Here is a 13,825-nt window from a genome sequence, read left to right on the forward strand (position 1 = left end):
ACAACTTATATTTAAGTTGTACGTATAAAATTATATAAAAGTTATAAAAAAATAGAATAAAGGTATTGACAAGTTGAATAATCCATTATATATTATACATATAAATCAAACCTGTAAAGTGTAAAAAAACAAAATAATACACAAGGGATACTCCGATTATAAATACAATAAATAATTGAAAATACTATAATATATAATGAAAAGAAATGTTATTTAGTTAAAATGTACAATAACATGTATAAAGCATGAGTTGTATATACAAGTTATTTATTTAATAGTACGTATTACATGTTCTATTTTAATTAAAAGGAGGAAGTAAAAATGAAAAAAGTTACCAGAAAGCTTGTAAGTGTATTATTAGCAGCGACAATGATTATTTCTTTGGTTGCTTGTGCTAAGAATGAGACACCAGCTACAGAGCCTGCAAGTACCTCAGAGAAAACAGAAAAAGAAGAGTCCAAAAAACCGACCCAAGAGACCAAAGTTAAAAAGATAGGTGTAGCCATGCCTACTCAGTCTTCTCAACGTTGGATCCAAGATGGTGATAACATGAAGAAGCAACTGGAAGCTTTAGGCTATGAAGTTGATTTGCAGTATGCAGAAGATGATGTTCAAGCGCAAGTATCACAGATAGAGAACTTAATCACAAATGGAGCAGATTGTCTAGTTGTGGCAGCAGTTGATTCTTCTGCTCTCGTTAATGCACTTGCAGAAGCAAAAACAAATAATATTCCAGTTATCGCTTATGACCGTTTATTAATGGATACAGATGCAGTTTCTTACTACGCTACTTTCGATAATGAAGGCGTTGGCCGTGTTATTGGTGAATATATCGAAGAGAAAATGAATTTAAAAACAGCAGCAGATGAAGGAAGAACCTACAATATAGAATTTTTTATGGGCTCCCCAGATGACAACAATGCAGTATTTTTAGACAATGGTATTCATAAAGTATTAGATCCTTATTTGGAGAGCGGCGTTTTAGTATGCCAATCAGGGCAGACTACATTTGATAAGACAAATACATTGCGCTGGAGTCAAGAAACAGCTCAAAAACGTTGTGAAGATATTTTATCCGGATTTTATGGAGATGGTGAACATTTAGATATTATTGCAAGTGCATTTGATGGCCTTAGCTACGGATGTTCTGCAGCCTTAGTCGGAGCTGGATATACACCTGGTGAAGGATGGCCGTTAATAACCGGACAGGATGCTGAACTTATGGCAACTAAGAATATCATCGCCGGAACACAAGCAATGTCTATTTTTAAAGATACCCGTGTATTAGCAGAAAAATGTGTTACTATGGTTCAGGCTGTTTTAGAAGGTGCAACTCCTGAAATTAATGATGAAACTACATATAATAACAATGTTCTTACTGTTCCTTCCTACTTATGTACACCGGTAGCTGTAGATGCAGAAAATTATGAAGAAATTTTAATTCAATCCAGTTACTATACTGCTGATCAATTGAAATAGTTAATTACCATTTGTAATGACAAAGGTGACAACTTGTTTGTCACCTTTCTTAATAAAAAGTAAAGCTAAAGGAGCTGAAAGGATGTCTGACATTATATTGGAAATGAATCATATCACCAAAGAATTTTCTGGTGTTAAAGCTCTCGATGATGTAAATCTAAAGGTAAAACGGGGAGAAATACATGCTTTGTGTGGTGAAAATGGCGCAGGTAAGTCTACTTTGATGAATGTATTGTCTGGTGTTTATCCTTATGGTACCTATTCAGGTGACATTGTCTATAACGGTAAAGTATGTCAATTTCACAATATAAAAGAGAGTGAAAGTAAAGGCATAGTTATTATCCATCAGGAACTTGCTCTAATTCCTTATCTGACCATTGCAGAAAACTTATTTATAGGTAATGAAGTTACATCTGCAAAAGGAGTTATAGATTGGACACAAACCAATATAAAAGCAACTGAGATGTTAGCAAAAATAGGCTTGCAAAAAGAAAATGTAAATACTCTTGTTAATTCGCTTGGTGTTGGAAAGCAGCAACTAGTTGAAATTGCAAAGGCTTTAGCCAAGAAAGTTGACCTGCTAATATTAGATGAACCAACAGCATCATTAAATGATGAGGAAAGCAAACAGTTGCTTGAGATTATTTTAAATCTTAAAAAACAAGGTATTACTTGTATTATGATTTCTCATAAATTAAATGAAATAGGATATATAGCAGATTCTATTACAGTTATCCGTGATGGAAAAACTATTGAAACTTTAGAAAAAGGAAAAGACGAATTTACAGAAGACAGAATTATAAAAGGAATGGTAGGACGTGAACTAACCAACAGGTATCCTTTAAGAAATTGTAAGATCGGTGATGTTTTGTTTGAAGTTAAAAACTGGAATGTTTTTCATGAAGAAGATGAAAAAAGACAAGTTATAAATAATGTATCTTTTCAGATACGTGCAGGAGAAGTTGTAGGATTTGCTGGTCTTATGGGAGCTGGTAGAACGGAACTGGCTATGAGTCTATTTGGTAAAGCTTATGGACAAAAAATATCTGGACAAATGAAGTTACATGGAAAAGAAATTCATTTAAAAAATATACGTGATGCCATTGATCACAAGATTGCCTATGTTTCTGAGGATCGAAAAAACTATGGATTAATTCTAATTGATAACATAAAAGAGAATATGACTCTTGCTGCATTAAAAGATTTTTTTTCAAAAAAGGGTATTATTGATAAGAATGAAGAAGTAGTAGCAACTAATAAGTATGTAAAAATGATTAATATTAAAGCTAACTCCATCGAGCAAAAAGTTGGCTTTCTCTCAGGTGGTAATCAACAAAAGGTAGTTCTATCTAAGTGGATGATGACTTTGCCTGATGTGTTGATACTGGATGAACCTACAAGGGGAATTGATGTAGGTGCAAAGTATGAAATATATAATATTATTAATGAGCTGGCTGAGGCGGGAAAAGCAATTATTTTCATTTCTTCGGAGCTACCTGAAATTATTGGAACATGTGACAGAGTATATGTGATTAATGAGGGTAAAATAGCTGGTGAATTAAAGAAAGAAGAACTAACACAGGAAAAAGTTATGAAATGTATTGTAACGCATAATGGAAAGGGGACCAACTAATGGAGAAGAAACAAAAAATTAATATAGACATGAAACAATATGGCATGATTGTTGCCTTAATTGTAATCTTTATTATATTTAATATTTTATCTTCAGGAAAAAATGCCACATCAATGAATATTAACAATTTAATAATGCAAAATAGTTATGTCATAATCCTGGCAGTTGGTATGCTTTTGTGCGTATTAACTGGTAATGTTGACTTAGGTGTAGGTTCTAGCGTAGCACTTACGGGAGCGATTTGTGCTATATTTGTAATTGATTATAAAATGCCGGTTGCCTTGGCATTCTTAATTGTTCTTTTCATTGGATTATTCATAGGCATGTTTGAAGGCTTTTTCATAGCAGCCCTTGGGATTCCGCCTTTTATTGTAACACTGGCCACAATGTTAATGGGACGTGGCTTAACATACATAGCTTTAAAGGCACAGACAAAAGGCCCTTTGCCGGTAAATTATACAAAGATAGGTGCAGGCTACCTGCCAACAATTAACTTAGGTACCAAAGATGCACCTCTGGATTTATTATGTATCCTCATAGCAATAGTTACTACCATATTTATTATTCTCAGGGAAATAAAATCAATTCAGACAAATAAAAAATTCAATTTTAATACACTGCCATTATGGCAGGTAATATTAAAGTTTGCAGTAATAATAAGTATTGTATGGTTCTTCTTTTTAAAATTAGCTACATATCGAGGTATTCCGATAGTTTTAGTTTTAATGACTGTTCTAGTTGGAATCTATCATTTCATAACTAGTAAAACAGTAGCAGGACGCCAGATATATGCCCTTGGAGGCAATGCTAAAGCAGCAAGATTATCCGGTATAAATATTAAGAAAGTATACTTTTTGATCTATACTAATATGGGACTCCTTTGTGCGGTGGCAGGTATTGTATTATCTGCAAGAAATGCTTCGGCAACGCCAAAAGCTGGTGATGGATTTGAAATGGATGCCATTGCATCTTGTTATATTGGAGGTGCTGCAACTACAGGTGGTATCGGAACTATTGTGGGAGCAGTTGTAGGTGCATTTATTATGGGTATCTTAAATAATGGAATGTCCTTAATAGGATGGTCAACAGACATTCAAAAAGTAGTAAAAGGTTTAGTTCTGCTTGGAGCAGTAACTATAGATTTATTATCAAAACGAAAAAACAATTAACTTAATAAAATAAATGATAAAATGTATCAAAATAATTAAAAATAACTTCCATGTAATTACTAGTATAGAATGAGGAGAGAAGAAGTATGAGTGAAAAGATACCAAAGTATATTGAATTAGTGAATTGGGTCAAGGAAAAAGTGGAATCGAGAGAACTTAAACCAAACCAGAAACTATATTCTGAAAATGAATTAAGTGAAATGTTTTCCATGAGCAGGCAGACAGTACGACATGGAATAAGCAAATTGGAACAACAAGGAATCGTAGAGCGTAAACAGGGCAGTGGTACTTATATATGCGGAAGAAAGTCAACGAATAATACAAAAACAATGCGCATTGCAATAGTAACTACATATGTGGACTGTTACATATTTCCTAAAGTTATAAAAGATGCAGAGAAAGTGATTTCTGAAGCTGGATATATTACCCAAATTGCATTTACGAATAATACCATTGAGAGGGAATCTTCAATCTTAAAATCCTTCCTGAATAATAATTTAGTGGATGGGATTATCATCGAACCGACAAAAAGCGGAATACCAAATCCAAATCTGGATTTATACCAACAATTAATTGAAGAACAGATACCAACTATTTTTATTAATAGCTATTATCCTTGTGTTGATTTACCACATGTAGCGATGGATGACAAAAAGGCAGGTTTCCTTGGGACCAATTATTTAATTGATGCCGGACACACAAAAATAGCTGGAATATTTAAAGCAGATGATAGACAGGGACACTTCAGGTATGCAGGCTATTTAGAAAGTCTGAGCGATGCAGGAATTCCTATTTGTGATGAACATGTTTTATGGATTGATACGGAAGACATTCATCATTCTGAGTTCAATGAACAGCGAATATTAAAGAGGCTTGAAGGCTGTAGTGGGTGTGTTTGCTATAATGATGAAGTTGCTGTTTCTGTAGTTGATATATGTACAAAACATGGTATATCCATTCCTGAACAATTATCCATAGTAAGTATTGATGATTCGGATTTGGCTGCCTTATGTGAAGTTCCGTTAACATCCGTTGCATATCCAATAAAAGAGCTGGGAAAAACTGCAGCAGAAAACCTGCTTCGTCTCATTGAAGATAATAATTACAATGCAAATTGTGAATTTACTCCAAAGATTACAATTAGGGAATCTGTTAAACAGATAATAGATACTAAGTAGTCTAAGGGAATTTTAGCTTGAAATCAACATCTATTTAGGTATTATGACAATCAAATGGAGGAATGAATTATGCAAAAAGAAAAAAAATATACATTTTGGTTTGCTACAGGTTCACAAGACCTGTATGGTGAAAAAACATTGCATGAAGTGGAAGAGCATTCTAAAAAAATAATAGAATCCTTAAATACATCCGGCAGGTTGCCTTTTGAATTGATATTAAAACCAACATTAATTGATTCAGCTTCTATAAGAAAATGCTTTAACGATGCTAATATAGATGAAAATTGTGCAGGAGTCATCACATGGATGCATACATTTTCACCTGCTAAAATGTGGATTCATGGTTTGCAGGAATACCGAAAACCATTACTCCATTTTCATACCCAATTTAATAGAGAAATTCCATGGGATACTATTGATATGGATTATATGAACACGAATCAATCTGCTCATGGTGACAGAGAATATGGTCATATTGTTAGCCGTATGGGAATTGAAAGAAAAGTTGTAGCTGGTCATTGGGGGGATGAGGAAGTTCAGAATAAAATAGGCAGTTGGATGCGATCTGCTATTGGAGTAATTGAGAGCAGTCATATACGAGTACTCAGAGTTGCAGACAATATGAGAAATGTTGCTGTAACAGAAGGTGATAAAGTAGAAGCGGAGATAAAATTAGGCTGGGAAATAGATGCCTATAACATATCGGATATTGCAGACTATGTAAAAGAGGTTTCAGATGCCGATGCAGAACAACTTATTGATGAATACTACTCCTCTTATAACATAATTCTGGATGGAAGAGATCCAAAAGAATTCAGAAATCATGTAAAAAAGCAGGCACAAATTGAAATTGGATTTAGGAAATTTTTAATAGAAAAAAATTATCATGCAATTGTGACTCATTTTGATATGCTAGGTAATCTAGAGCAACTGCCAGGACTTGCAATTCAAAGATTAATGGCAGAGGGATATGGTTTCGGAGCAGAAGGAGATTGGAAGACTGCAGCCATGGTTCGTCTTATGAAGCTTATGACAAGGGGAATACCCTATGCAAAAGGTACCTCATTTATGGAAGATTATACTTACAACTTAGTACCTGGAAAAGAAGCAATTCTTCAGTCTCATATGTTGGAAGTATGTCCTTCCATTGCAGAGACCAAACCAAGTATCAGAGTTACACCGCTATCCATGGGAAATAGAGAAGATCCGGCTCGTTTAGTTTTTACATCAAAACCAGGGAAAGGTATTGCATGTTCTCTTATTGATTTAGGAAATCGCTTTCGGTTAATTGTAAATAATGTTACTTCACTAAAACAGGAGAACCATATGCCGAATCTACCGGTAGCAACAGCTTTATGGAGACCAGAGCCAGGATTATTAGCTGGGGCTGAAGCCTGGATCTTAGCTGGAGGTGCACACCATACTGCATTCTCATTAGACTTAACAGCTGAGCAAATGGGAGATTGGGCAGCTATGATGGGAATTGAATGTATTTTTATAGATAATGATACAACCATAAGAAATTTAAAAAATGAATTAAGATGGAACGAGGCAGCTTACAAATAAGATTCCTAGGGAGGTTTCAAGTGATGAACAAAAAATATTCCATTGGTGTAGATTATGGTACTTTATCAGGAAGAGCAGTATTAGTTGGTGTTGAAACTGGTGAAATAATTGCTCAGGCAGTGAAGGAGTATACCCATGGTGTAATGGATGAATGTTTACCAGATGGTACAAAATTAGGTCCAGACTGGGCGCTGCAACACCCTGAAGATTACTTGGAAGTTTTAGAAGAAACAATTCCAGCTGTACTAAAGGAAACTGGAATCTTAAAGGAAAATGTAATTGGCCTGGCAATTGATTTTACAGCCTGTACCATACTTCCCATTGATGAACAGGGAATCCCTTTGTCTATGAAAGAAAAATACCAATCTGTACCTCACAGCTATGTTAAGTTGTGGAAACACCATGCTGCACAAGCTGAGGCAAATAAATTAAATAAGATTGCAGAAGAACGGGGAGAAGATTTCTTGGCTAGATATGGAGGAAAAATATCATCAGAATGGATGATTCCTAAAATTATGCAGATTCTTGATGAAGCTCCTGAAATATATGATGCAACAGACCGTTTTATGGAAGCAACAGATTGGGTAACCATGACTTTAACAGGTGTAGAAAAACGAAATAGTTGTACGGCCGGCTATAAAGCAATATGGAATAAAAAAAATGGCTATCCATCCAAGGAATTTTTTAAAGCCTTGGATCCAAGACTTGAGAATGTTGTAGAAGATAAATTAAGCACAGATATTTATTCTCTGGGTGAAAAGGCAGGAGAACTTACAAAGGACATGGCGGAAAGAATTGGTTTATGTGAAGGTACTGCTATAGGAATTGCCAATGTAGATGCACATGTGTCTTTGCCGGCAGTTGGAATTACAGAACCTGGAAAGATGCTAATGATTATGGGAACTTCCACCTGTGATATCTTACTTGGTACAGAAGAAAAAATTGTACCAGGAATGTGTGGAGTTGTGGAAGACGGTGTTTTACCAGGGTACTTTGGATATGAATCAGGTCAATCCTGCGTTGGAGATCATTTTCAATGGTTTGTAGAAAACTGTGTACCCGAAGAATATTTTAAAGCTGCAAAAGATGCAGGAATGAATATACATCAATACTTAACATCTAAAGCCAGCAAGTTAAAGGTAGGGGAAAGTGGTCTTCTGGCACTTGACTGGTGGAATGGAAACCGCTCTGTATTGGTAGATGTTGATCTTACTGGACTGATGATTGGAATGACGTTATCAACTAAGCCAGAAGAAATGTATAGAGCTTTAATTGAGGCAACTGCTTATGGTAAAAAGATCATAATAGAAACCTTTGAAGAAGCAGGTGTACCTATTTATGAATTATATGCCTGCGGAGGTATTTCACAGAAAAATCCTATGTTGCTGCAGATTTATGCAGATGTAACTAATCTGCCAATTAAAATATCTGCCTCTGACCAAACACCTGCTCTTGGGGCGGCCATGTTTGGTGCTGTTGCTGCTGGAACTGAAAAAGGCGGCTATGATTCTATTTTTGAGGCTGCAAAAGTAATGGGTAAAGTAAAGAAAGAGTACTATACTCCTATACCTGAAAATGTAGAAACATATAAGAAGCTATATAATGAATTTAAAATCCTTCATGATTATTTTGGCAGAGGCGGCAATGAAGTAATGAAAAGGTTAAAGGCAATAAAGGCTGAGGCAAAGAGGAAATAGATTACGGGAATAGGAAGAGAAAGTAGGTTGTATTTATGTTAAAAGAATTAAAAAAACTTGTATATGAAGCAAATATGGAACTTCCTAATAGAAAGTTAGTTACCTACACATGGGGTAATGTTAGTGGCATTGACCGTAAAGAGGGTCTTATTGTAATTAAACCAAGCGGGGTAAATTATGAGGAATTAAAACCAGAAGATATGGTAGTATTAGATCTTAATGGAAAACCTGTAGAAGGCAAATACAAACCCTCTTCCGATACAGCAACTCATATTGAACTTTATAAGGCATTTAAAGAAGTGGGTGGAATTATACATACTCATTCTCCATGGGCTACTGCATGGGCACAGGCTGGAAGAAGCATTCCCAGCTATGGAACAACACACGCGGATTATTTCTATGGTGCCATTCCCTGTGCCAGAAGTCTTACAGATGAGGAAATTAATACAGAATACGAGAAGAATACCGGACTTGTTATTGTTGAAACAGTAGGAGATACCAACCCTATGAATATCCCAGGCATTTTGTGCGCTAACCATGGACCATTTGCCTGGGGAAAGGATGCAGCGGAAGCGGTGCATAACGCTGTTGTATTAGAGGAAGTAGCCAAAATTGCATTTCATACAGAAACATTAAATCCAAAAGAATCACATATATCACAAACACTTTTAGATAAGCATTATCTAAGAAAACATGGTAAAAACTCTTATTATGGGCAGTAATAATAAATAGCCTGCAATAGTATTATAAAAGAAAAATCATACCATTTTTTAGATACTATTGAATTGAATTATGAGTGTGTACCTGTTATACTTGAAAATAAGAATAGTATTACAGTAACAATAATTAAGTATGATAGGAGGGGCTATATGAAAATAGAAAAACAATCATTTGGAAAGACAGCATCAGGAGAAGAAGCATTATTATATACTATTACAAATAAGAATGGTATGTCTGCAAGCTTTACTGATTTTGGAGCAATTATTGTGAAAATAATGGTGCCTGACAGATGGGGAAAGTTAGAGGATGTAGTTCTTGGTTATGATGATTTAGGGCCCTATGAGCATAACGAACCTGGGTATGGCTCATTTATCGGCCGCAATGCCAACCGTATTAAAGATGCTGTAATTCGTATACATAATAAAACATATGAATTGGAAAAGAATGATGGGCAGAACAACTTGCATGGCGGCTCCGTAGGTTATAATAAATATATGTATAAAACTAAAGTACTATCGAAGGAAAACTTAGTATCTATTGAATTTTATAGAGTAAGCCCGGACATGGAACAGGGTTTTCCGGGGGAACTAAAGGTCAGTATAACCTATACTTTAACAGATGAAAATGAACTTATTCTTAACTATCATGGGGTATCTGATCAGGATACGGTAGTCAATTTAACCAACCATTCTTATTTTAATTTAGCCGGCCACGGTTCCGGGACGGTATTAAACCAAAAAGTGATGATTTTGGCAAATCAATTTACACCTACAGATAATGAATTAATTCCCACCGGAGAAATATGGGATGTATCAGATACTCCAATGGACTTTCGGACATTAAAACCAATAGGACAGGATATATTTAAAGAATATCCGCCTTTAAAACAGGCAGGTGGATATGATCATAATTATATACTGAATAAAACAAATCAGGGGAAAACAGTAGAAAAAGCTGCTGAACTGGTTGATGAGAAAAGTGGTCGTGTTATGGAAGTATATACGGATATGCCGGGTATACAATTGTATACTGGTAACTTTATTACAGGAACAGAAACTGGTAAAGAAGGCATAGTTTATGTAAAAAGAGGAGGGGTCTGCTTTGAAACCCAATATTATCCTAACTCCTGCAATACACCAGAATTCCCTTCCTGCATATTAAAGGCCGGTGAAGTATATGAACACTGTACTATATATAAATTCTTAGTAAGTAAGTGAAAAAGCCGCTAGACGGTGAAATGCACCTCAAAATTAGATTTATTTATCTAAAATTTGGGGTGCATTTTGTGTCAGCTTAAAGAAAATTCTCAGGTTAAGAATAATCATTGCTTTAAAATGACTATTGAAAAATATATATGGTTATGGGACACATATATGGTTAATTACATGCTTTGATAAATTCTTTAAAAAGGTTAGCTGCATCTTCATTTGTTTTAAATAAATGTTCCGGATGCCATTGAACACCTAAAAAGAACTTCTTGTCTGGATGGTAAATAGCCTCTATTAAGGAATCTGTTGCTTTTCCTGCTGATTTTAAACAAGGTGCCAAATCTTTAATAGCCTGATGGTGGAAACTATTTACCTGAATATACTCTTTTGGATTAATATAATGGAGCAAACTTCCGTTTTCAATAATAACATAATGTGATAACACAGAGTTACCGGAGGTTTGTGAGTGAGCTAGCTGTACAGGGGGTGAAAACTGGGCTGAGAGATCCTGATATAGGTTTCCTCCCAAGAATACATTCATAATTTGCATTCCCCTGCAAATACCAAGAACAGGCTTATCGGTATCAATAATGCCGGAAAATAAATCTTCCTCCATCTTATCCCGTTCCGGCACCACAACTCCACATTGTGCTATGGCTTCCTCCTGATATCGAAAAGGACTAATGTCAGGTCCTCCCGTAAATAAAAACCCATCACAAACACTTGCTGCTGTTTTTAAAGATTCCTTGTCTGTATGCAGAGGTAACATAATTGGTATACCGCCGAATGCGTAAATAGCTTCCAGATAATTTGGACCAACCCAAATTCTGTTTTTTTCATAATCATACTGTGGTGTAAGACCGATAATAGGTTTCTTCATAGTAGCCTCACTTTCTGCTATATCTAAAATTTAATTTCATAATGGAGTATGTCTCAATAAAGAACTACTTTATCCATATCTTTTCCATTTTTAATAAACATTAATATATTAGTGAATAATACATTCACATTTTATCCGGCATATAAAGCTTTATTGATAGCTGCCGGTTTAACCTCATCAGGGACGTTCCCCGCTTCTGCAAGTCCTTACTCCCACTTCTGCAATGGGGGTAAGAACTTGCCTGTTTCAGCAGGCGTTAGGGCACCTGCTGAAATGTCGCTTAGCGCCAATGAGGTTATGAGCAAATAGCGTAAGTGGATAACTTGCCTCCAGGCAAGAGGGAATATCCCCTTTGATTAAATATAACATATACACATTTTACCACGTTGTATTTCTATTTACTATATGTTATTGAAAAATCATGAAACATTCTACAAATATTTTAATTAAAATAATTGTATTGATAAACAGTATCAATTTAAAAGTGAAAATCTGATTTGATAAATATAAAAACATATTGACATAATATATTTGCATGTGTATAATAAAGCTGAATTGATAAATGATTTTAAGAACGGAGGATATTATGTTAACTGAAAAAAATCATATGTTTTCAGAAGAAATGATACTTAAGCTTTTAAAAGAAGCTATAGGAGTTCAAAAAGGAGAGGTGGTTTTATTACAGTTTTGGGGAAAAGAGACGGATCGTGAGCTTCTGCATAGATTTAGTAACCAGGTTGCGGCATTGGGAGCATCACCAATGGAATTCCAACATGATAGAAGTAACTATTCAAAGCTATTTAAAAATATGAAAGAAGGATGTTTCTCAGACAATTACTATAAGATTTTTGAAGCTGTAGATATTGTAATTGATATCTGTATGTACAGACCGGTCATGCCTGCACCTGACTTTCCAAAAGAGAATATGGAAATGTACCGCAGCTTTATGGGAAAGCTTTTTCAGACATTTATTCAGAAGAAAAAATTAGTTCAGTTGCGGATTCCTACTATGGAGAATGCCATGGAATCGGGATTGTCCTATGAAGTATATGAAAAGATGATGATAAAAGCTTACGATATAGATTATTTGTCATTAAAAAAGAAATGTGAAGATTTTATAGAGGGAATTGGCAAAGGAACAGAAGTGACTATATATTCCGGAGAGCAGAAAAAGCTGACCATGTTATTAGAAGAACGTAATTGGGAGATAGATGCGGGAGATGGTGATCTGCCATGCGGAGAAGTAAGTATTGCACCGGTAGAAGAGAAAACAGATGGTGAAATATTCTTTGAAAGTTTATATTATGAAGATATAAATACGGGGGAGAGAAAGAAAATTAAGAATATTACCATTGCTGTTAAGGAAGGAAGAATGTTAACTTCAAATTCCGAGGAGTTTAATGAATATCTGGGAAGCCTTCCCATGAATGGAAATGTAATTTGTGAATTCGGAATAGGGATGAATGAGGGAGTAGATCAAATAACCGGCTATGAATTGTTAGATGAAAAAATGCTTGGAACTTTTCACATAGCTATTGGTAACAATACTATGTTTGGCGGTAAAAATGATGCACCATTGCATCAGGACTTTGTGGGGACAGGAAGAGTCTTTATTGACAACAAACAGGTTATATAGAGAGGCAGAGCCTTTAAAGATTGTGGCTGCCGGGGCATCCATGCCATATATGGAGATGCTTATATAGCAGCATGAAGTTAAATGGGTTGAAAGAAAATATATAAAGAGAAAGGATGCCACGAAATCCTCCTTTCAACCTAATAGATTGTGGCAATGAAATATCTATAAGCAGAGTAATATATCTTCTGCATATGATATGAAATAGGTGTAAATATGAAAACAATAGAAGTAATCAAAAAAGAATATCTGGATTTTTCTACAGAAGAGGCAGAGAAGTGTAAGAAACAAATCCAAGTGCTGAAACAGGAAGATAAAGAGGATGAAGCTAATCTGGAAAAGGTGAAATTAAATATTTACGAAATTTTTGAAACTTTAATAGCAGCCAGTGAAAAAAAGGTTCTAAATCAAAAAAATATGACGGAAGAAGAAAAAGCAACTGCATTTTGTGAAGATTTTTTTGGCTACTTTGATAAGATTCCTATTAATTGGAGAATAAATTATGAAAAGGCAAAAGAATATAATGATGTAACTCAGTATGTTACAGAAGAAAATAAACTATTTGTGGCAGAACAGTTGAAAAATCAATTTAGTTGTATTATAAAATAATTCAGGCACTGGGCAAATAGGGCGGCAAAGTGAACTGGCTGCCATACTGTTAA

At 35.0% G+C, this 13,825-nt stretch carries 11 protein-coding genes; 10 read left to right on the plus strand and 1 reads right to left on the minus strand.

Annotated features, from left to right (window positions below):
* Positions 1 to 321: 321 nt before the first annotated feature.
* The 8 genes from chvE to BM183_RS03270 all read left to right on the plus strand — a co-directional run bounded on the left by chvE (position 322) and on the right by BM183_RS03270 (position 10,659).
* Complete coding sequence (gene chvE, locus BM183_RS03235; protein WP_091684345.1) at positions 322 to 1,479, plus strand: multiple monosaccharide ABC transporter substrate-binding protein; 1,158 nt, start codon at positions 322 to 324, stop codon at positions 1,477 to 1,479.
* A gap of 82 nt (positions 1,480 to 1,561) precedes the next feature.
* Positions 1,562 to 3,112: a multiple monosaccharide ABC transporter ATP-binding protein gene (gene mmsA / locus BM183_RS03240; RefSeq protein ID WP_091684346.1), complete on the plus strand. Its 1,551-nt coding sequence runs from the start codon at positions 1,562 to 1,564 to the stop codon at positions 3,110 to 3,112.
* A complete protein-coding gene (mmsB, locus tag BM183_RS03245) occupies positions 3,112 to 4,281 on the plus strand; it encodes a multiple monosaccharide ABC transporter permease (protein ID WP_091684347.1) in 1,170 nt (389 codons plus the stop codon). The genes mmsA and mmsB overlap by 1 nt, the downstream gene beginning before the upstream one ends.
* 86 nt (positions 4,282 to 4,367) lie before the next feature.
* Positions 4,368 to 5,459 (plus strand): GntR family transcriptional regulator, encoded by a 1,092-nt coding sequence (locus BM183_RS03250; protein ID WP_091684348.1) that lies wholly within the window; start codon positions 4,368 to 4,370, stop codon positions 5,457 to 5,459.
* Between the two features lie 69 nt (positions 5,460 to 5,528).
* Positions 5,529 to 7,025, plus strand: coding sequence for an L-arabinose isomerase (gene araA, locus BM183_RS03255; protein WP_091684349.1), 1,497 nt, complete (start codon positions 5,529 to 5,531; stop codon positions 7,023 to 7,025).
* A gap of 23 nt (positions 7,026 to 7,048) precedes the next feature.
* Positions 7,049 to 8,722, plus strand: coding sequence for a ribulokinase (araB, locus tag BM183_RS03260; protein ID WP_091684350.1), 1,674 nt, complete (start codon positions 7,049 to 7,051; stop codon positions 8,720 to 8,722).
* A 35-nt stretch (positions 8,723 to 8,757) separates the two neighbouring features.
* Positions 8,758 to 9,444, plus strand: coding sequence for an L-ribulose-5-phosphate 4-epimerase (locus BM183_RS03265; protein WP_091684352.1), 687 nt, complete (start codon positions 8,758 to 8,760; stop codon positions 9,442 to 9,444).
* Between the two features lie 147 nt (positions 9,445 to 9,591).
* Positions 9,592 to 10,659 (plus strand): aldose epimerase family protein, encoded by a 1,068-nt coding sequence (locus tag BM183_RS03270; RefSeq protein ID WP_091684354.1) that lies wholly within the window; start codon positions 9,592 to 9,594, stop codon positions 10,657 to 10,659.
* A 160-nt stretch (positions 10,660 to 10,819) separates the two neighbouring features.
* On the opposite strand, the gene BM183_RS03275 is transcribed toward BM183_RS03270, so the two are convergent.
* On the minus strand, positions 10,820 to 11,530 hold the full coding sequence (locus BM183_RS03275) for a gamma-glutamyl-gamma-aminobutyrate hydrolase family protein (protein ID WP_091684355.1): 711 nt from the start codon (positions 11,528 to 11,530) through the stop codon (positions 10,820 to 10,822).
* A 586-nt stretch (positions 11,531 to 12,116) separates the two neighbouring features.
* Between BM183_RS03275 and BM183_RS03280 the strand changes: the two genes are divergently transcribed.
* Both BM183_RS03280 and BM183_RS03285 read left to right on the plus strand, forming a co-directional pair.
* Positions 12,117 to 13,166 (plus strand): aminopeptidase, encoded by a 1,050-nt coding sequence (locus BM183_RS03280; protein ID WP_091684357.1) that lies wholly within the window; start codon positions 12,117 to 12,119, stop codon positions 13,164 to 13,166.
* A 213-nt stretch (positions 13,167 to 13,379) separates the two neighbouring features.
* Complete coding sequence (locus BM183_RS03285; RefSeq protein WP_091684358.1) at positions 13,380 to 13,772, plus strand: hypothetical protein; 393 nt, start codon at positions 13,380 to 13,382, stop codon at positions 13,770 to 13,772.
* Positions 13,773 to 13,825 lie beyond the last annotated feature (53 nt).

Source organism: Anaerocolumna aminovalerica (assembly GCF_900115365.1).
GTDB classification, from domain to species: domain Bacteria; phylum Bacillota; class Clostridia; order Lachnospirales; family Lachnospiraceae; genus Anaerocolumna; species Anaerocolumna aminovalerica.